Here is a 22,110-nt window from a genome sequence, read left to right as displayed (position 1 = left end):
CCTCCCCTACAGTTTCCTCATTTTTGGATTAATCTTCATTCCACTACGCAAACTCTGGACTCCTTCATAGACAATCTTGGCGTTGGGATCTAAGCCTCCATCCACAATGTAATAATGCCCCACACGCGGGCCCGCTATAAAAGGTGTCATTTTAACCGTACTATCTGCCTGTAAAGTATAAACGTATGTTTTGTCCTGAATTTCAAATACTGATTTTTGGTGTACAAAGGTATGTTGCCCTGTCTGCATTGGCACTGCAATCTTACCTGTTGCACCATGCTTTAGGATATGCTCGGCATTGGGAAATTGAACCCTAAGGGCAATGGATCCAGTATTGGCTTCAAATTCACTTTCTACCAAATGGGCAATTCCCTCGTGTGGATACAGCTCACCATTGGCCAAAATTAACTTGACCGATTTTTGCGTTTCCTTACCGTCCAACTTATCACGCATAAGTGTCAGATACTCCCTCTCAGAAATATCAAAATAAACGTTCACTTTGCTTAAATCGGAGATCGTCGTAATTAAGCTACCCTCGGTCAATAAGGAGCCCTCTCTCAATAAGATACGGTCTATACGACCGTCAAAAGGAGCCTGTATAACAGTATAGTCCAATCTTGTCTGTGCCTGATTTACCAAAGCTCGGGCTTCTTCGATTTTAGAATTGGCCGCTTTTAATTGAATTTTCAATAAATTATATTCGGAAGAGCTCACAATATTCTTGTCAACCAGTTTTTGAGTTCGTTCCATTTCCAGCTTGATCTTTTGTGCTTCGGCAATGGCATTATCATACTGTGCTTTGGCCTTGGCTAATTCCGAACGATATTCCTCATTATTATACTTAAACAGCATTTGGCCTTTCTTTACCCAAGCCCCCTCGTCTACATAAATTTTATCCAAAAATCCATTCAATTTGGAACGAATTTCGACGTTTTTTAAGGCTTGAACATCCGCAATATATTCTTGATAAACAGTCGTATCCATTACCATTAAAGGTACTACAGGAATATTTTTGAGTTCTTCTTTCGGATCAGCGTTAGCGTTGGATGAATGGCATGAAGCCAGCATCCCAACCATACCCACAAAAAGGCACAGTAAAAGTAATTTCTTCATAAACGATAAAAAATGTAAAATGTTAAACCCTCCTACGGTATTTTAAAATCAGTCGTTAGGAGAATGTGTTAGATAGGAGCTACAGCAATTTTATAGTACAGAGAGCGGCTCAACGCCTTCCATACCATATATAGAAATAAAAGTAAACTGTTGCAGCCTCCACTAGAAAATTAGAGGAGCGTAACTAGAATGGCCTAAAACGGGATAGGAAGCGATAATACCCTGGTAAGCATAGGGTTTTAGATCGGTAAAAAGGATGTTCATCATCTTTTGCAAAACATAAGGCTGTAAAGACGATCCCAAAAACAAAAATAAAAATTGGTAATACCTGACTATTGATAGAAAATATGCGATAGTCATCCTGCAATAGTACCTTTTCTTCTTGGGAAGAATGAATAGGCTCCAAATCCAATACATCATCCAGAAAATATTCCACAATGGTTTCACCTGCATGCAGGACCTGCCCCGTTGCCGAAGAGAAAGACTCGTAGGTCAACAGATTAAGGTATGCAAAGAGTGTTAAAAGATGAAATATTTTACCTAACATATCGAAATTTCGAATCACAAAGGTATGACTTTAAATAGCTAAGATTATTTGATTCGTGTAAAAAAACCATGACAGCCTAAAATTAGCAGTCATGGTTTTCAACAAGGAATTCGCTCTTTATTTTCCTTTTATTTTTTCGTTACTAAAGGAATATGGAGCATCCTCTTTTTTTGTTCCCCTACTTTTATTCGGTGTGTCACTCATTTTAAATTCAAGGTTAGCGCCCTGCATTAAGTCTTTATACCGGATATAATTTTTGCCATATGGTTTTCCGTTCCAAGATAACTGATCTATGTAAACCTGATTCGACTCCTGTTGTTTGGCTTGAATCAAGACTTCTTTCCCGTTTTCAAGTCGGAGTTTCACTTTATCGAATTGTGGTGAACCAATCACGTATTCGCCCGATCCGGGTGAAACAGGATAAAATCCCAACGAAGAAAAGACATACCAGGCTGACGTCTGGCCATTGTCTTCATCACCACAATAGCCATCTGGTGTCGGCAAATAAAGTTTATCCATTATTTTGCGTACCCAATATTGTGCTTTCCAAGGCTCTGCAGCGTAATTATACAGATATGGCATATGTTGGATGGGCTGATTTCCATGCGCATACTGCCCCATATTCATTACCTGCATTTCACGCATTTCGTGGATCATCCCGCGACTCTTCATTCCTTCATAGCTCGGAATGACAAACACCGTATCCAACATGGACACAAATGATTTATTACCACCCATCAAATTAATTAAACCCTGAGGGTCATGGAAGACACAAAAACTCCAATGCCAAGCATTCCCTTCCGTATATTCTCTTGACCAAGCACTTGGATCAAAATTCGAGACGAATGATCCATCTGTTTTTTTGCCACGCATCAGTTTGGTACTTGGATCAAACAGGTTTTTATAGTTCATCGCACGTGTTGCATAAATAGCTGTTTCAGCTTCTGGCTTGCCCAGCGCCTTACCAAATTCATAAATACACCAGTCATTGTATGCATACTCCAATGAGCGCGCTACATTTTGGTCCACTTTTACATCTGCAGGTATATAGCCCAATTTATTATAATATTCATAACCAAACCGTCCCGTCGAAGAATGTTTCGGATAAGCACTATTGGCTCCATGCTTAAGTGCTTCCCATAACAGCTCTTTATCATAGCCTTTCCGATCAGTAATCAAGGCATCTGCTACAATAGACGCGGAATTGTTTCCAATCATCGATGCACGATGTCCTGGCGAAGCCCACTCCGGAAGGTAACCACTCTCTTTATACGCATTCACCAAGCCTTCCTGCATCCGATCATTCATCGACGGATACAATAGGTTCATTAGGGGAAATAAGCTTCTAAAAGTGTCCCAAAAACCTGTATCTGTAAACATTTCGCCAGGCAAGACCTGGCCATTGTAGGGGCTGTAGTGAATACGTTTGCCTGTTCCATCAATTTCAGAAAAATCTCTCGGGAAGAGTGTTGAGCGGTAGAGACAGGAATAAAAGGTACGTAATCTATCCATATTGCGGTCTTCAACTTGTACACGCCCAAGAACTTCATTCCATTGTGCTTTACCTTCATCAACAACCTGTTGAAATGTCTTCGAATTCACCTCTTTCAAATTAATTTCGGCCTGTTCAAAACTAATGAAAGAGGAAGCAATCCGGGCGATGACTTTCTCCCCTCTTTTCAAGGAAGAGAAACCCACAACTGCTCCGGCATGATTATCCTGAATTTCCAGTTCATCTTTATTTATCGCTCCGTTTTTCACAGCAGCTTTGTAAGAGAATGGTCTATCGAAAGTAATGACAAAATAATTCTTAAAATTCTCTGGAACACCGCCGCTATTTTTTGTTGAATACCCGATAATCTTATTCTCCTGCGGAATTACTTTAATATATGACCCCTTATCAAAAGCATCAATAATAACATAAGCACTATCGGTTTTGGGAAATGTGAATTGAAAGATTGCTGCACGTTGTGAAGGCGACAGTTCTGTTGTCACATCATGATCCGCAAGATAAACGCTATAATAATAAGGTTTGGCAATTTCCGCCTTATGTGAAAACCAGCTCGCTCGTTTTTCCTGATCAAATTGAGGTGTACCTGTAACGGGCATAATTGAAAACTGTCCATAATCATTGTTCCAAGGACTTGGCTGATGCGTTTGCTTAAACCCCTTTATTTTATCCGCCGTGTAAGTATATACCCAACCATCGCCCATGTTTCCTGTTTGGGGTGTCCAAAAATTCATCCCCCAAGGACGAGCTATTGCTGGATAAGTATTCCCATTGGACAATTCATACTTCGATTCTGTACCAATCAGTGGATTAACAAAATCAACAGGTGAAGCCTGCTGTGCCATCCCCCCATGGATCGCGAATAGAAAAAGAATACTACCTGTTAGTTTTTTAATATTAAACATAAATTACGTATTTGGTTGATCGTACTAGCAAAAAAAGCTAAACCGTATTAGTAAATATAAGTAAGATAATTAAATAGAGAAGATGGTCAGGTGTTTTTCACAAGATGGTTACAAAAAAATCCGCAATCAAATGATTGCGGATTTTATATCACAGAAATACTACCAGCCGGGATTCTGCCCTAATGAGGGCGATTTTTGAATCTCTGAGTTTAAAATAGGAAATAAATAATGAGTTGGAGCGGTAAAAACTCTACTTTCAACAAAGAAGCGTTCCATTCTATAACGTTTATCGCCGATTTGAATTTTACCATTTACGTCCTCAACGGCTCTCATGCCATTAATCATATTTTGAAGTTTCGGATACGCTGTATTACTATTTTTCCAGTAGTTTATACTTCGTTCATTATTTGTACCACCTGATGCAGTAAAAGTCTGAAATTTGGTTTTCTCTACCGAACTACTTGGTTCTAGATATAGGCGACTATCAAAAGCTCTCTTATTCTCATAAAAGAATTCGACTCTTCGTTCGCGATAAATATACTCACGCATCACATTTTTATCAGCAAGTGTTGTCAAAGGCATTGGCGCCATAAAGGATCTTGATCTTACCTGATTAATTAAATCATAGATCTCTTGTGTTGGTCCATCGATTTCATTAACTGCCTCAGCATAAATGTAAATAAAGTCCGGCAAACGCCATACTGGAGGTGCGCTGATGATAACACTTCCATTTTTATTCCAAGCTTCCTGCAAAAATTTCCTCAGGTAATATCCCGTGCGCGTTGCATTATTCGCTCCGATCTGATCGGCACCACTCGCAATATTTGTCTGGGATGGATTATTGTTACCGCCGCGGAATGCTGCACCGTGAAATATAATGTCGCGATAAAAACGTGGATCCCTTTTTACTGAAGTATAAGGATTTGCGTCATCATACCCGTCCCGTTTAGCCTTGGTACTATAAATCGGGTAACCAAAGCCATCTGGCGACAAATACTCATACTCATCTACTTGTTCTTGAACGGGCATCTGACGAGCTCCACCACCGCGGCTTGGCGGATATACATCACCAAACCACCCTTCACCCTTATAGCGTGTAAAAAACAAAACATACTCATTTTTGAACGCCTCCATATCATAAAACATCTGCCATAAGCGTGTATAAACTGTTGAGTTACTCGTGTTTTGACCGCCACTATCTCCAAAATCGGTATTTGAGTATTTCTGATACAGACTATAACGTTTTCCACCTGCAACCTTACTTTCAAGAACTGCCTTAGCCGCCTCTTTAGCTTTCACCCAACGCTGAGGGTCGTACGTAGCGTATTCGGACTCAAACTTACGCGTCCCATTATAGCCTTTTGCAGCAGCTCCATTCCAAAGTGGTGTAGCGGCCATCCACCGCGCTTCTGCAATCAGCCCAAGACATGCACCTTTATCGATACGTCCAAAATTCTGACCCTCCCATTTTTCTGGGACGGCATTATATGCTGTTATTGCATCAGCCACAATTTTATCAATAACTTTGTGAACTGACTCACGCTCGAAGTTCATGTTCTCTGTTGCCGTAACAACATGATCTATGTAAGGTATCTCACCATATATACGAACAGCCATTAAATGAAAGTAAGCTCTTAAAAAGTAGACCTCACCCACGCGCATAGGCAGTGAACCTGGTTCTAAGATATCATCTGGTGTACTATATTTTTTAATTCCTTCCAAAATAACGTTTGTTCTACGGATCCCGTCAAACATACTATTCCAGAATTGCCCATTGTCTCCGGGTAGTTCATTGATATTCCAATCACCTGTATTATATCTATTTGTAATATTTCCTTCTACTGTAGAGCCTTCGGCCTCATCGGTTATCGCAGCACTCGAAAAATGATAGAACCACGAGATAGGCTGATTGACACCCTTCGCTTTAGCATACACATCCGTAACGAGCTGATTTACTTTTTCATAACGAGTAAAAACCTCATCTTCCCGGATCTGATCGTCGGGTAATTTGTCCAAATATTTGTTGCAACTTGCGATCATAAAAGCAACCACACCTGCCATAAAAAAAAGTATTTTTTTCATCTTCAATACATTCATAAGGTTAGAAATTAAGATTTATTCCAAAATTGTAGACTTTTAGAATCGGGTACCAATAACCGCTCGTATTTCCCATCTCAGGATCTATACTTAAATCCTTCAAACCTGACCAGGTAAATAGGTTCATTCCTTGCGCATAAATGCGTAATTGATTTAAACCAATTCTTTTAATAAGATCTTTCGGCAAATTATAACCAATCTCTATATTTTTAAGTCTTAAATATTTAGCATCGTATAAAAACAAACTACTATTGCTATTTTTATTATTTTCAGAATTACCTATATGTAGAGCGGGGTAAGTTGCAGTTTCGGCCGTTTCTGGTGTCCAACGCCCCATATGAATTGGTCTAACCGAGCCGAGTTTATCTTGATCGAAAGTTGGGAAATCCCATACAGCCGCATCTTTCAACAAAATTGAAGAATTTAACGCTCCTTGAAATAAAAGACTAAAATCAAAGCCTTTATATTGCAGTGATATTGGTAAGCCAAATTGAATCTCTGGACTTCTAGGATTTCCCATAACTGTACGATCGCCTAAGTCCGTAATTCTACCATCGCCATTCAAATCCTTATAAACGACATCACCTGGTCCTACTGTTCCCCAAGGTTGAAAATTAGCCTGATTTAACTTGTCCGCCTCGGCTTGATCCCTAACGAAGTGATCGAAAACATAGACAAAATTTTCATAAAGTCGTTTACCTGTTGCTTGCCTGTATTCATATTGTCGCGGAACCTCTTGTCGGTAGATCAACTTATTTCTGGAAAAGGTGAAATTAGGTTTCAGAGAGAATCTGAAATTATCCCCGATCATATCTGAATAACTCATTTCAATATCGATACCACGGTTGCGGACCTTTCCAATATTGATCAGCGGAGAACCTTTACCAACTACGCCTGGAAAACCAATGTCATCCGCCCCAAGTTCGGTAATAATGTCATAACGATAATCCTCAAAAACATCGATGCTAAAGTTCATCTTGTTCTTTAAAAAACCCATATCGAGACCTATATTAGTTTTTCTAGATTTCTCCCATGTTATATTTTCATTTGCTAGGCGCCCTTCACGAAGGCCACTTAGTCCATTGTTAAAATTCTGTTCGCCGAAACTATAACCGTCTCCTCCCTGAAAAAATGCTAGATATCCGAATCGAGCATCACCTGGCATTTTATCATTGCCCACAAGGCCCATCGAAGCTCTAAGCTTCAAAAAGCTCAGCCAATCTTTTGTATTCGACATAAATTTCTCCTTGCTAACCACCCAACCCAATGCTCCAGCCGGGAAAAATCCGTAACGTTTTCCCTCTATAAAATTTTCGGATCCATTGTAACCAAAGTTAAATTCCGCCAAATATTTTTCTAGATAATTATAGGTAAACTGTCCTGTCATACCTTGATAACGGATATCAACACTGGCTCTTGAATTCGCCGCATCATAAACAGACTGGCTCGAGCGATTGAAAAGCAACATTCCAGTAACATTGTGTTTATCTTTAAATAGCCGGTTATAGTTTATTTTTCCTTGAATGAAGGTTCTATTAAAAGGACTACTTTGTGTAAATGAATTTCCAACAGTTTGATCTACCGTATATTTGTTCCCATTTCTATAAGTACCCTCATAGTATTGTGGATTCATAAATAAATCTATACCATCTGTAGGCTGAAAAGTCGCATAATTGGGATATACCCTATATCCTTCACTATAGGTGCCCAGCTCGCGTCTGATCCATTGTTGCTCTCTTGCATCATAGGAAAATATTCCATCAACAGAAAGTCCCTTCGTAATAAAATCCATATTCCAACCGGCGGCAAAACTCCCTTCCAGATAGGTGTTTTTTTCTGTATGATATCCTGATCTAGTCAATTCTCCAAGAACATTAAATCGGTAAATTTGATTACCAAACAACAGTCCTGATGGATTATTTAGCAGATAACCTTGAGTCGAAGGTTGGCTATTGGGTTCGAGAATGATGGGCAAATACGGCGGCTGTGTCATCGCCAATGTCATCAATCTACTGGCGGAAGTTCCAGGCGAGGTTCGATTGGTAATACGGGCACCTAAATTGAGCTTAACCCACAAGTTTTTTGTAATGTTGACATCAATATTGGATCTAAAGTTATAGCGTTGAAATTTAGGAGAAACATTATATTTAGATAAATCAACATGATCATAATTATTGTCTTGCCCCATATAACCGCCCATCACAAAATATTTCGCAATATCATTGCCTCCCCGTATAGAAAGATTGTATTCATGTTGAGGTGCAGTTCTAAAAATATAATCAAAATAGTCCCAGTTATAGCCTAGCCCATCCGAATTATCTCCCTTTGCCCGTCTAAATTTATCTATAGCATCCTGACTAAACAATTTTAAGTTATCGGTATTTCCTCCAGACAGCTTCGCATCATTCGTTAACGCTTCATTGTAGAGAGTTGCATAATCTGCAGATCCCAAAAGCATCGGCAATTGTGCGGGTGTATTTAGGCCATAAGACGCTTTGAAATCCACCGTTGCCTTATCTGCGGATTGCCCCCGTTTTGTTGTAACAACGATAACACCGTTTGCTCCCCGAATTCCATATGGCGCTGTAGCTGCTGCATCTTTCAAAATGGAAACCGTTTCAATTTCGTCTGGTGCCAAATAGCTCATATCACGCTCAATTCCATCTACAATTACAATGGGTGATTGATTGCCATAAGTTGACTTACCACGAATAAATAATTCTGAACGATCTACCCCTGGTTCTCCTCCAGCATATTGGTTGACGACCAGTCCTGGTAATCTCCCAGCGAGCATGTTATTAATATTTGCAGCAGGGCTCTGCACCAGGTCCTTAGTCGTAATTGTTGCTACCGCACCTACTACATTTCTTTTCTTCTGTGTTGTATATCCAACAACAACAACATCCTCTAATGCTTTTACATCTTCTATCAGACTAACCTGTAGCGCCGATCTTCCAGCGGCAACAATTTGTTGAGGCTGAAAGCCAATATACGAGAAAGTCAACACCGCATCCTTATAGGGAATTTCTATTCGATATCGGCCTGATGCATCTGTTTTCGTTGATTTTCCACTTGCTTTAACGACAATGGTAACACCTTGCAAAACTTTACCTGTCGAACTGTTTAAAACTGTTCCCTCTACAATAATACCTTCTTGTTGGAAACTGAAGTGGCTAGACGCAGCTTTCAATTCGGTCCACAAATTGAATGTGCTACACACCGAAAGCGTAAAAAATAATGGAATTACCTTTCTTTTCATAAATAATAATTAATGATTGGTTTACTAATACAAAAATTGGTCGTCAATTAGTTATTTCTTTGGAATGAACACCTCCAAAGAAATCAACCTTAAGCTGATAAACTAATTCGTTTTAGTAAAATTAAAAAGAAAGAAAAGAGAAAGTTGTTAATCGATTGTTAATGACAATTATTGAAATCGACCTCTAAAATAAATCCCACCTTATAAACAGTTTTAATAGCAACATACCGCGATCTTTTCAGCATTTTTCTAATCTTGCATATAAAAACATCAAGACTTCGTCCTAAAAAATAATCGTTATCTCCCCAAAGAGCAAGTAAGATCTCTTCTCTTTTCAATACAATATTCGGTTTGCTGGCTAAGAAAGTCCAAAGTTCAAATTCACGTGGTGATACAACCTGCCGAGATTTATCATTAAATTCTATTGCAAGTAAATTACGGTCAAGTTTAATGTCACCAATATTGAGTTGCAATTGAGAAACAACAGGCTGCTTAACAATATAATTTTGAAGTTTCAGAGACAATTCTTCAACATCAAACGGTTTTGTTATGTAATCATTACCCCCTAGACGGAGTCCCTTTAATCGATCTGTTTTAGACAGTCTGGCTGTGAGAAAAAGTACAAATTGGTTTTTATTTAACTGTGAAATATATTCAACAAATTGAAATCCGTCCCAAGTAGGAAGTTGTATATCTACTATAAGGATATCATATTTATTAATCTCATAATAGGATATCCCCTCTTCAGCAGACATAGCATGACTAACATCAAATCCAAAATTTGATAGATAATCTATGAGCATTGTCGCTAAATCAAGATCATCTTCAATCAGCAATATATGTCCATATTTTAGTATCATCTATTGTATTATTGGTATGGAAACCGAAAACGTTGTTCCAGACTGGGTTCCTGATTTAACGTCTATTTTCCATCGATGAATCCGCATAACTTCCTTTACGAAAAAAAGTCCCAAACCTAGCCCATTTGAAGAAGCTTCTTGCTTACCCCGATATCCCTTCGTAAAAATATACGGCAGTTGGTTATGTGAAATACCTATTCCGTTATCGTGTACAGTCATCATCACAGTATTTACTCCGCCCATACTCAAGCGAATATGGATACGTTTTATTGGCTCTTTATTATACTTCAGCCCATTATCGACCAAATTGTTTACAGCAGTGACGAACATAAATGGATTGACAAGCGCCTTTACGTCTTTAACGTTTTCATCCATTAAAATTTGAATTACTGTACTTTCTGATACCAAAATCGCTAGGTCTTGTTCTAATTGGTCCAAAAGTTCTGCCAAAAAGTGTTCTTCGAGAACCACCTCTTCCTGATTAAACACGCTCAAATCAATAGCCTTGTTAACTAATCGATCCAAACGGTTTACCTGACGCATCAACGTATCCAAAGTTGTTGCCATTTTTAGTCTATCTTCTTTAGAAACCTTTACCACCAAGTTAGTTAAACCAATTCGTATGGTTGTCAATGGTGTATTGAATTCATGGGTGACATTGTTAATAAAGTCAGAAGCCATTTCCGCCATTCTTTTCTGCTTTATCCAGCTACCATATGTCACCAAATACAACCAAACAATACCAATTATACAGCAGCCCGACAGTAATAATAATGGTAAAATAGCTTTTAATACAGAAAAATTTGTATCAATATTCCCAACATACAACGTAAAAGCCACACGGTTTGACATCTTACTATTTGCGGTTATTGCAATCGACGATACGATATTGTCTTTGTCAATAAACCGAAATTCACCCCCAATAGGAGTATGCTTATCTATGCCAAAGTCTAGGATAGGTATAAAAGTCTTCGCATCAAAAGTCACCGAAATATCTTTCAACACAATGGCATAACCAAAACCTTCGCCCAAATTGACTTCGGATCTGATCTTATGAAATAGGCTGTCCATGGCTGGATGATTTCGAAGCCTCGTTACCAACGTTTTTGCGATGCTATCTTTCAGATTATTGAAAGCATTACTATCGTCTTGGTAATAAGCTTTCAGACGAACTAAATGAGGCATTAAGGTTGAATCGATAAGTTTCTGCCCGCCCGGAAATATCTTATCGTTCGAGATATGCTTATCGTAAACAACCTTAATTGCCTTTTTTTCTTTCTGAAATAGTTCGCTTCTTTTAATCTCATATGATCGTGCGATCATGAGATACTGTAATATCAGAAACAAAACTAAGCAACAGATAGCTATCCATTTGTACACACCTGATCGTCTCATCTTTGTGAGCAGGCTTTTATTTATTTGGTTTATTGCTCATCTCGAAGATTAATTCACCACCATTTATAATGCTACTATAGGGTAACAGAAAATTATCCAATTTCCGCCCATTTAAAGAAACGGATTTAACGTAAACATTCTTTTCAGACTGGTTACGGGCAACTATGGAAAGACTGCGTCCATTTTCAAGATTAACCTTTGCCGATTTTACCAAAGGACTACCAATCCAATAACTATCTTCCCCAGGTGCCACTGGATAAAAACCCAATGCAGTAAATAAATACCAGGCAGACATTTGTCCACAGTCATCATTTCCCCCTAAACCCGCATGGCCATTGTGATACTGATTCCGTATGATCTGTCTGACGCGGGCCTGGGTTTTCCAGGGACTATTGGTTATATTGTACAAGTATGCCACATGATGTGAAGGCTCATTTCCATGCACGTAATTTCCGATAATGCCATCGCGGGTAATATCCTCCGTATGTTCAAAATATTTATCCGGTAATTCCATGGTAAACAGGGAATCCAAATAAGACTCTAAACGTTTTTTGCCTCCCATTAATGCCATCATTTCAGTAGGTTGATGCGGTACATACAGGCTGTAATTCCATGAATTCCCTTCAATAAATCCTTGTCCATGTGTATCCAAAACATCAAATTTCTCCTGAAATTTACCCACCGAATTCTTGGGACGCATAAATCCAATGGAGGAATCATAGAGTGATTTCCAGCTTTCAGCTCTTTTGGAAAAAGTCGTGTAAATATCCTCTTTTCCCAACTTTTTCGCCAATTGCGCTATACACCAATCGTCATACGCATATTCCAATGTATTAGAAACGGATGTTCCCGATACATCTGCAGGAACATACCCCTTATCAATGTAGGCGCCTATTCCTTCATACTGACGTGTATTTGCCGTTTGTACGCAAGCCGCTAGAGCGGCTTGCGCATCGCCTTTGTAAACGCCCTTAAGTATTGCATCAACAATAACAGACACCGAATGATAGCCGCTCATGCACCAATTATCATTCGCATAATGCGACCAAATTGGCAACATCTTCAATACACTCTGGTCATAATGAGCCATCATGGATGCTACAATATCAGCATTACGAGAAGGGTTAATTAAATTCAACAGCGGATGAAAAGCCCGATAAGTATCCCACAGCGAAAATGAAGTATAATTCGTAAAACCTTTGGCGCGGTGCACCTCCTGATCCAAGCCTTTATATTCACCATTCGTATCCATATAGACTGTCGGCATTAAGCTTGCATGGTACATGGCTGTATAAAAATTGACCAGGTCTTCCTTGTTCAACATTTCAGCTTCTATCTTATGCAGCTCCTTTTCCCAAGCTTCTTGGCCTTTCTTAACGTAGCCATCAAAATTCCAGTCCGGAGCCTCAGCCTCCATATTGGCCAATGCATTCTTCATGCTTACTGGACTTAAAGCTACTTTCAGAAGGATGGATTCTTGTGCTTTTGTATCAAAATCCAAGTGTAGCTTAATATTGTGCGCTGCAAGGTCGGGGAAATTATTTTGTTGATCAAACTTACGCCAGAAACCATTATACACAGATTTTCCATCTTCATACTTGGCGCCATAATTCTTAAAAGCTTTTGAGGTCTTTATTGCAAAGTATACGGTGCGCGTTCTCGACCAACCGTTTGTTTGACGGTAACCTACCAGTGTTGAATCGTTCAATACCTTGACAACGGTCCAAACATTCTTGCCATCATAATTATAAATCCCAGCAGTTAGATCTACGATAAGATGTGAAGCGTCAGACTCTTTGAATGTATAACGGTGGAGCCCTACACGTGTTGTAGTCGTTAATTCAGCTTTAATCTGATGTTTATCCAGTAAAACACTGTAATAATTGGCCTCAGCTCGTTCATTCGCATGTGAGTAGGATGATCGATAACCATCTTGTGGTCGATCAGCTGTTCCCGGGTTTAATTGAACTTTTCCTTGTGTCGGCATGATCTGTATATCACCAAGATCGGAGTGACCTGTGCCACTAAAATGTGTATGACTAAACCCGACAATCGTCGGATCATCATACTGATAACCAGCACAATATTTATAAACATCACCGTTGTACCGTCCATTGACAGCATAAGATAATGTATCCGTATCAGGACTTAATTGTACAGCACCGAATGGAACTGTCGCCCCCGGAAAAGTATGTCCCATTTTCGCCGTTCCGATGAGTGGTTTGACATACTGAACTAATTTAGTTTCTTGTGCCTTTAATAGATATGGGACACTAATTAATCCCAAAAAGACTAAACTTCTGATATTCATCGCTTATGAATTATAGTGTGGGATTTTGGCTATAATCGGCCCATAGCTCATCAATAGTTTTACCCGTCTCCACTTTCCAAAAAGCATCACTATAGCTTTTGCTACGCATCGCTGCATCCAATTTTTTGACAAAATCCTTCTTTACATGTAGATTGATCCAGTACAAAAAGCGCGCTGTAATACGATAAGAATCGGTGTATTTCTGCTTTTCGTTATATTCTGGCAGCTTCCAGTTTGCCCCCGCATTATCTAGGCCATCATCAAATCGAACAAAATCGGCTATCCCCTCCGTAATCCACCACGGGCCCGCCCCATCGGGGTATGCTTGAACAATATGCATGACCTCATGGGTAACCACGTCAATATCCCCTGGATTTTTGGCAAACCAGGCTGGACTATAACGGACAATCCCACCCGCTGTCGCTGCCACACCTTTATAGTCCGGATCAATAACAAAAGAGACCTTTTTTATAGTCTTTTTATTATATTTCTTGGCTAGTTTAGGATAGTTGGTAAAATATGCCGCTACCAGCCTTTCTTTTAAAGAAGCACTAAAATCTTTGTCTTTATTAATCCAAATTAGGGTATAACCACCTTTACTGATACTGTCAATATCCACAGCAACCTTGCGATCATTTTCGGTATGTTTCCAGTTGTCCTGCGCAAAAAGTGAACAAGAGTATGCCAAGCCAAATACAGTAACAACGATTTTTAAGTTTTTAAAGTTTATCATAACCTAATGATTATTTCTTTTTGTTCGATTTCAACTTGATATTTGTTTGCAAATCTGTTGTCATTGAATAAGGTGCTGAATTTTTGGACGCTCCCCTCGTATAATTAGGCTTTGCCGCCATGTCAAAATTAAGTGTCCCACCTTCATGCAATGCTTTGTGACTTAACCAGTTCTTACCATAGTCCTTACCGTTCATTTGCAATGTATTTACATATACATTTTCAGTAGAATTCTTTGGAGCATCAATGGTCAACGTCTTACCATTTTCAAATGTTAAGGTCGCTTTTTTAAATAATGGCGCTCCGAGCACATATTCATCCGTTGCCGGACAAACAGGATAGAATCCCAGTGCTGAAAAAACATACCATGCAGAAGTTTGACCATTATCTTCGTCACCACAATAGCCATCAGGTGTAGGCTTATACATGCGATCCATCACTTGACGCACCCAATATTGTGTTTTCCAAGGTTGGCCAGCGTAATTGTACAAATATGGCATATGCTGAATTGGCTGATTACCATGTGCATATTGCCCCATATTCGCAACTTGCATTTCGCGTATTTCATGGATAATACCGCCATAATAGCTATCGTCGAAATCTGGAGACTGGACAAACACCGAATCCAACATGCTCACAAATGTCTTTTCTCCTCCCATTAGGTCGATCAGCCCCTGAACATCGTGAAATACGCTCCACGAATAATGCCAGCTATTTCCTTCGGTGAATGCGTCACCCCATTTTAATGGATTAAAAGGAGCCTGGAATTTTCCATCTTTATTCTTTCCACGCATAAGATTGGTCGATGGATCAAATAAATTCTTATAGTTCTGCGCACGCTTAGCATACAAATCAATTTCAGCCTTCGGACGGTTCAACGCTTTTGCCAATTGGTAGATCGTGAAATCGTCATAGGCATATTCTAAAGTACGTGCTGCATTTTCATTGATTTTAACATCATATGGCACGTACCCCAAACTATTGTAATAGTCAACGCCCTTCCTTCCAACAGCACTCATTGGTCCTTCGTTATTAGCACCGTGTTGTAAAGCTTCGTATAACTTATTGATATCATAACCGCGTAATCCCTTCATATAAGCATCCGAAACCACCGAAGCGGAATTATTGCCCACCATAATATCGGCATATCCAGGACTACTCCATTCAGGTAGGAAACCTCCTTCCAAATAGGCATTGAGAAGACCTTCCTGCATTTCCTTATTAATGGAAGGGTACATAAAGTTTAAGAATGGATACAACGCTCTGAAAGTATCCCAAAAACCTGTTCCTCCAAATAAATAACCAGGAAGTGTTTTTCCATTATATGGACTGTAATGTACAGCCTTTCCTTGCGCATCAATTTCATATAACTTGTTTGGGAAAAATAAGGTCCGATACATCGTCGAATAAAATGTACGCAACTGATCGATATCATCGCCTTCTACTTTAATTTTTCCTAACGTAGAGTTCCAGATCTGACGTCCATCTTCTTTTACTTGATCGAAAGACTTATTACCTAACTCATTTAAGTTTAATAAGGCTTGTTCGGCACTAATAAAGGAAGATGCTACGCTCACCTGTACTGGTTTCGATTTGTCTTTTACCTTAAACCCTACGATTGCACCAGTGTGATCACCTTTGATCTGAAGTTGCCCATCCTTCTTCTCTTTGCCTTCCCAAGTAGCGACACTTGCAAAAGGTTGATCAAAAACCAAAACAAAATAATTCTTGAAATTAGCAGGCAGTGGGCCCCGTGCATATTTCGAAGAATAGCCAATGATCATATTTTTTTCTGGAATAATCTGAACTTCCGATCCCTTTTCATAAGCATCCAAAACAATATACGCATCTTCTGTTTTATTAAACGAGATCCTAAACATTGCTGCGCGGTCTGTTGGAGTCATCTCAGCAGTCACATCGTGGTCCGCTAGGTAAACCGAATAATAGTACGGTTTTACAATCTCCGCTTTATGCGAAAACCAGCTCGCGCGCTCCTCTTGATCGAATACCGGCTTTCCAGTCACAGGCATGATTGAAAAAACACCGTAATCATTCATCCAGGGTGATGGCTGGTGAGTCTGTTTTAGACCACGAATCTTATCCGCAGTATATTGGTACTGCCATCCGTCGCCATTTTTCCCCGTTTGAGGTGTCCACATATTCATTCCCCAAGGTCGCGCTATTGAGGGATAGGTATTACCATTGGACAACTCAAATTTGGATTCTGTACCCATTAATGGATTAACAAGATCGACAGCTTCTAACTGCTGCCCTCTAAATTTCTGAGCCAAAACCGGTTTTGCGCAAAACAAACCAAAAGACAATAACGAACCCAGAAAAACACTTATAGATTTTTTCATTATTTAGGATATATAAAAATATTTCTACTAAAACGTATTAGTAAAGATATAAAAAAGAATATTAAATCAAAACAAACACCTGGCATTGAGAAGCAGGTCTTATTATTTTTACAATCAATTTCTACACATCCTTTTATTGCCCCATTTTAGCGCCGGATCAATTTTGTTGAGATGATATATTCTTTTGGTGTGGATATCCCTTGATCTATTTCCTTTAACAAAACTTTCACACAAGTCTTAGCCAGAGGTTCCAATGGTTGTTGTATACAGGAGATTTTAGGGTTTAAAAGATCAAACAACTCATGGTCATCAAAAGAAAACATCGGAAAATCATAGTTATTTTCATCCGCTGACCGCAAGGCCTTCAAGCCGAGAATACAAAGGTAATTTGTTGTAAAAAAGAGACCATCTAATCCAACCTGCTTAGCTGCCCAATTTTTCAACGTACGTGAACCTTTCTGCTTCAGATGCTGATAAGGTAATTGCAGTATGCGAGGCTCCATTCCGTATGTGTCACAAAAATCTAAATAGGCACGTTTGCGCGCCAACATTTGTGGTTGATCCGAATCGATGGTTACCAGTCCAAAATTTCTACAACCAATAGATTTCAAATGGTCACATGCATTCTTCCCACTAACTTCATTGTCAATATGCACATAATGGGTTTCCACTGCTGGAGAATTTCTATCAAAAACGACCAATGGAACTTTATGTTCCAATATTTTGCGTTGGTATTCTTCCAAATCTACTGTCGGAGCCAAAATAATACCCTCTACTTTCTTTTCCAACATCGAATCAATGATATCGCGTGCATTTTGTGAATCGCCAAGCGTACTACTGTAGAGGACGTGATAATTTTTCTTTCGGAACAATTCCTCTACATATAAAGCAAATGGACCAAAAAAAGAATCTCCAATATTCTCTACAATTAGACCGATGGTATTTGACCGCCCCGTAGCTAAACTCTTAGCGAGAGCATTGGGCTTATAGCCTACTTTTTCAACGTATGCAAGTACACGGTTTTCCAATTCCTTGCTAATGCGTGCTCGCTCGGCTTTGTGATTAATGACTAATGAAACAGTTGATTTAGACACATTGAGTTCTTGTGCTATTTCTTTAATTGATTTGGCCATAAGAGCATTTTCATAAAATTAGGGTGAAATTAGAAAATAAATATGAACATATCGGAGATTACAATTGATAGCACACAATAAATTATTACACAATCGTATGCGTAGACAACAAAAAGTAACATATTATCAAATTAAGGCTCTTTACATTGCCGCTATTATATCTCAACCAATGCGAACTAGTACGATCAAAAGCTATTTTTGAGTAAATTTAACCCTCATTCTTTTTTAAATAATTAGAATAATATACTTCTCAAAAATAGAAGTACTAAAAAAAGCCGAAGCATAACCAATAAAACTAAATTAGGACCACCTGACTGTTTTAGTGGATTAAATTGGACTACTATATAAACTAGTGGACAGTCTTAGCTAAGAAAAAATTAATTTGAAGAAATAATCTAATGCAAATGAAAACATCTTTTATCTTGTCTCTTCTTTTGACTCTAGCCTCTCTTGCCATAGCTCAAAAGAAGGACCAAAGACCGAATATTGTACTTATTATGGCAGATGATCTTGGTTATGGAGACCTTGGTGTATACGGTCAGCAAAAAATTGAAACGAAACATATCGATTCATTGGCTGCCAAAGGAATGAAATTTGACAACTTCTACGCTGGGACATCTGTGTGCGCTCCGTCGCGATCATCTTTAATGACAGGACAGCACACTGGCCACACCTATGTACGCGGGAACAAAGAAATTGAACCCGAAGGACAACAACCGCTAGCAGACTCTGTACAAACTTTCGCTATGCTTCTACAACAGGCAGGATATACAACCGGTGCATTTGGAAAATGGGGCCTTGGAATGGTCAATACAACAGGGGCGCCCGATCAAAAAGGATTCGATGAATTTTATGGCTATAACTGTCAACGTCAATCCCATCGTTACTACCCAACTCACCTCTGGCATAATAAGGAAAGGATAGAACTCCATGGCAATGGTTTAATGGCCAAAAGGCAGTATGCACCAGCATTAATCCAAGAAAAGACCCTGGAATTTATCGATGAAAATAAGGAGAAACCTTTTTTCCTTTATGTACCTACCGTTCTTCCACACGCCGAATTATCAGGTCCGGATGACAAATATTACCAATTATATGCAGACCGGTTTGATGAAAAACCGCATAAAGGAAATGACTATGGACCACAAGCAACTGTTCCCGGTTACACTTCGGTTGAAAAACCACATGCGATGTATGCGAGTATGGTAAGCCGTATGGATGCTTATGTCGGTCAAATTGTTGATCGGTTACGTGAAAACAAGCTATTAGACAATACAATTATCATTTTTACGAGCGACAACGGATCGCACAAGGAAGGCGGAGCTGACCCCAATTTTTTCAATAGCTCCGGTGGGTTGCGTGGCAACAAACGCGACCTCTATGAAGGTGGCATCAAGACCCCTTTCATTGTGTACTGGCATGGTAAAGTTGCTGAAGGGAAAACTTCAAACTACCTAGGCGCCTTTTGGGATATTATGCCTACGATGGTTGAGCTTGCCGGAGCAAACAAACCGCATTATACAGACGGTATTTCATTTGTGCCAACGCTACTAGGTAAAAACAAGCAACAAAAACAGCACCAATACCTGTACTGGGAATTCCATGAAGATGGGGGACGTCAAGCCTTGCGTCAGGGAGACTGGAAACTTATCTTACAAAAAGTTAAAAGTAGCCAATCTACAGCCGAACTATATAACCTCCAACGAGATCCCAAAGAACAACACAATGTTGCCCAGGAAAATCCAAAGAAAGTAAAAGAATTACGCCAGCTGATTGAAAAAGCGCATGTCGAAAGTGGTATTTTCCCATTGACAAGTATAACTCAGCCATAAAAAATAAAACAACGATTTGGGGGGTAGCTAACTGAGTTTTATTCCCCCAAAAAGCTATTAAAGTCCTTGAGAATATAGGAAGAACGTTAAAAAATAGAGATTATCTTTCCTGTAACAAGAAATCGTATTTTTTTCACTAAGTTTACTGCCCGAGTACCCCATGAAAAATCAAAAATCATATCAATATCACGAACTCCTCCCTCTTATACGCAAAGGGGACCAACGGGCATTTGTTGTATTATATGATCTATTCACACCCGATTTAATTGCTTTTATTGCAAAAAAAGTTGCTAGCAGTGAAGCCGCTGAAGATATACTGCACGACCTTTTCATGTCAGTATGGAAAAATCGGGAAATGATTGAACAAATAGAATCTCTCCCAGCCTATCTATTTAGCTCCTCTAGATACCTCATTCTTGCTCATTATCGTAAGAATTTAAAATTAAAGGTATCATCCCTCGAGTTTGACGAGCTCGAACTAGAAGATGAAACCGTTGCAATAGAAGACAAACTCTATTACCGCTATATCATCGATATTGTCGCTAAAGAAGTCGAAAACCTTCCCGAAAAGTGCAGAGAAGTATTTAAATTGAGCCGTGATTTCTACATGAGCAATAAAGCTATTGCTCTGCAGCTTAATATCAGTGAGTCTACAGTCGAAAAACACATTAATAAAGCACTCAAACATCTTCGCGCAGCAACAAGCCATTTATTTCACTTTACACTGTTTTTTTAGTCAATACCCGTAACTCTTTAACAGGTATATTATAGATATTTCAACCATTTGAAAAAAAAACACTTTTTTTTCATTTTCGACTAGAGGTTCCCCCTTATTTCACACACTTGTATAATAACTGACCATTCCAATGGAACCTGTTATGAATCAAATAAACGAAATGTACAAGCTGATTTCCGTCTTCTTGAACAGGAAGGATACTGTTCAAGAGCGAAAAGAACTACTTGACTGGTTTGAAAAACAATCAGAAGATGGCATTTCTGAGACCGAATTTGAAGCTATTCAACATAATGCGAGAAAGAGCCTTATCAAGGATATACAAAATCCGAAAAGAAAAATTATACAGCTTCGTACAGCCAGATATATAGCTGTCGCTGCCAGCGTCCTACTGATCGGTTTTTCGATCTTACGATTCTGGCCAAAGCCCGAGATCTTAGCGACCACAGCGCAACTGGCATCAATACCGCCTGGCAAAGAAAGAGCAATCATTATCTTAGGAAATGGCAAACGAATAGATCTCGAACATCTTTCGCTCAATCAAAGTATACAAACAGGCGATGTTATTATAAAAAAGGATGGAAATGGTCAAATCAGCTATCATGATGTTAAAACAGGACAATTAAGTATACAGAAAAATAGCATGTATACGCCAAAAGGAGCCACCTATGACCTAACCTTATCAGATGGCACATTGGTGACACTAAACGCTGATTCGAAAATCTCTTATCCAACCTCCTTTGACAATAGAGACAGAGAAGTTGAATTACAGGGTGAGGCCTATTTTCATGTGCAGAAAACAACCAATAGAAGCAAATTTATTGTTAAAACACGTGGTCAGAAAATTGAAGTTCTTGGAACCCGCTTCAATGTCAATGCATATCCCGAAACAGATAGAACACAAACGACCCTAGAGGAAGGATCTGTGATGGTCTCAGCGCAAGATGTACCGCAATCCAATATTTACCTAAAACCAAATGAGCAGGCTACTTTGCAACATGGCACCCTAAATTCCCGCCACGTAGATATTGAAGAAGTACTAAGTTGGAAAAAAGGTCAGTTTTATTTTAATGGTAATAACACGGAAGAGGTAATGCAACAAATTGCCCGCTGGTATAATATTGACATTATATACAAACGAAGTAAAAGCAAAGAACAATACACGGGTACAATCCCCCGCAATCTAAGTTTAAATAAATTGATTGAACTGCTCAATTATGCAGATCTCAATACAAAAGCTTTGATGGGTGACAATAGCCGAATTAAATTAATCATTACATAACCAATTGTTAAAATTATGATAAGCACAAAACTGCCGCCATA

14 protein-coding genes are annotated in these 22,110 nt (G+C 39.1%); 3 read left to right on the top strand and 11 right to left on the bottom strand.

Features of this window, described 5'->3' with window-relative positions:
* Window positions 1-6 precede the first annotated feature (6 nt).
* The 11 genes from BGP15_RS19625 to BGP15_RS19575 form a co-directional block, all read right to left on the bottom strand.
* Window positions 7-1,113: an efflux RND transporter periplasmic adaptor subunit gene (locus BGP15_RS19625; protein ID WP_286770577.1), complete on the bottom strand. Its 1,107-nt coding sequence runs from the start codon at window positions 1,111-1,113 to the stop codon at window positions 7-9.
* A gap of 184 nt (window positions 1,114-1,297) precedes the next feature.
* The gene (locus BGP15_RS19620) at window positions 1,298-1,660 is read right to left on the bottom strand and encodes a hypothetical protein (protein WP_286770576.1); all 363 of its coding nucleotides are present in this window, start codon (window positions 1,658-1,660) and stop codon (window positions 1,298-1,300) included.
* Window positions 1,661-1,777: 117 nt separating this feature from the next.
* Window positions 1,778-4,075, bottom strand: coding sequence for a GH92 family glycosyl hydrolase (locus BGP15_RS19615; RefSeq protein WP_286770575.1), 2,298 nt, complete (start codon window positions 4,073-4,075; stop codon window positions 1,778-1,780).
* A gap of 159 nt (window positions 4,076-4,234) precedes the next feature.
* On the bottom strand, window positions 4,235-6,157 hold the full coding sequence (locus BGP15_RS19610; protein ID WP_286770574.1) for a RagB/SusD family nutrient uptake outer membrane protein: 1,923 nt from the start codon (window positions 6,155-6,157) through the stop codon (window positions 4,235-4,237).
* A 19-nt stretch (window positions 6,158-6,176) separates the two neighbouring features.
* A complete protein-coding gene (locus BGP15_RS19605; protein WP_286770573.1) occupies window positions 6,177-9,431 on the bottom strand; it encodes a SusC/RagA family TonB-linked outer membrane protein in 3,255 nt (1,084 codons plus the stop codon).
* Between the two features lie 158 nt (window positions 9,432-9,589).
* Window positions 9,590-10,291 (bottom strand): response regulator transcription factor, encoded by a 702-nt coding sequence (locus BGP15_RS19600; protein ID WP_112374000.1) that lies wholly within the window; start codon window positions 10,289-10,291, stop codon window positions 9,590-9,592.
* Window positions 10,292-11,614, bottom strand: a complete 1,323-nt coding sequence (locus BGP15_RS19595) for a sensor histidine kinase (RefSeq protein ID WP_286770572.1) — start codon at window positions 11,612-11,614, stop codon at window positions 10,292-10,294. It abuts the gene before it with no gap.
* Between the two features lie 88 nt (window positions 11,615-11,702).
* Window positions 11,703-13,997 (bottom strand): GH92 family glycosyl hydrolase, encoded by a 2,295-nt coding sequence (locus BGP15_RS19590; protein WP_286770571.1) that lies wholly within the window; start codon window positions 13,995-13,997, stop codon window positions 11,703-11,705.
* A 10-nt stretch (window positions 13,998-14,007) separates the two neighbouring features.
* On the bottom strand, window positions 14,008-14,730 hold the full coding sequence (locus BGP15_RS19585; protein WP_286754740.1) for a basic secretory protein-like protein: 723 nt from the start codon (window positions 14,728-14,730) through the stop codon (window positions 14,008-14,010).
* 10 nt (window positions 14,731-14,740) lie between these two features.
* Window positions 14,741-17,089, bottom strand: coding sequence for a GH92 family glycosyl hydrolase (locus tag BGP15_RS19580; protein WP_286770570.1), 2,349 nt, complete (start codon window positions 17,087-17,089; stop codon window positions 14,741-14,743).
* 146 nt (window positions 17,090-17,235) lie between these two features.
* A complete protein-coding gene (locus BGP15_RS19575; protein WP_286770569.1) occupies window positions 17,236-18,222 on the bottom strand; it encodes a LacI family DNA-binding transcriptional regulator in 987 nt (328 codons plus the stop codon).
* A gap of 404 nt (window positions 18,223-18,626) precedes the next feature.
* Here BGP15_RS19575 and BGP15_RS19570 point away from each other — a divergent pair, with 404 nt between their 5' ends.
* The 3 genes from BGP15_RS19570 to BGP15_RS19560 all read left to right on the top strand — a co-directional run bounded on the left by BGP15_RS19570 (window position 18,627) and on the right by BGP15_RS19560 (window position 22,069).
* On the top strand, window positions 18,627-20,054 hold the full coding sequence (locus BGP15_RS19570) for an arylsulfatase (protein ID WP_286770568.1): 1,428 nt from the start codon (window positions 18,627-18,629) through the stop codon (window positions 20,052-20,054).
* A gap of 160 nt (window positions 20,055-20,214) precedes the next feature.
* Window positions 20,215-20,790 carry an RNA polymerase sigma factor gene (locus BGP15_RS19565; RefSeq protein WP_286770567.1) on the top strand — a complete coding sequence of 192 codons (576 nt, stop codon included), beginning with the start codon at window positions 20,215-20,217 and terminating at the stop codon, window positions 20,788-20,790.
* 142 nt (window positions 20,791-20,932) lie between these two features.
* Window positions 20,933-22,069 (top strand): FecR family protein, encoded by a 1,137-nt coding sequence (locus tag BGP15_RS19560; protein WP_286770566.1) that lies wholly within the window; start codon window positions 20,933-20,935, stop codon window positions 22,067-22,069.
* Window positions 22,070-22,110: the final 41 nt, after the last annotated feature.

This window comes from Sphingobacterium sp. 40-24 (assembly GCF_001899705.1).
Lineage (GTDB): Bacteria > Bacteroidota > Bacteroidia > Sphingobacteriales > Sphingobacteriaceae > Sphingobacterium > Sphingobacterium multivorum.
Note: the sequence above shows the minus strand (reverse complement) of the source record. Positions and strands in the feature narration are given on the sequence as shown.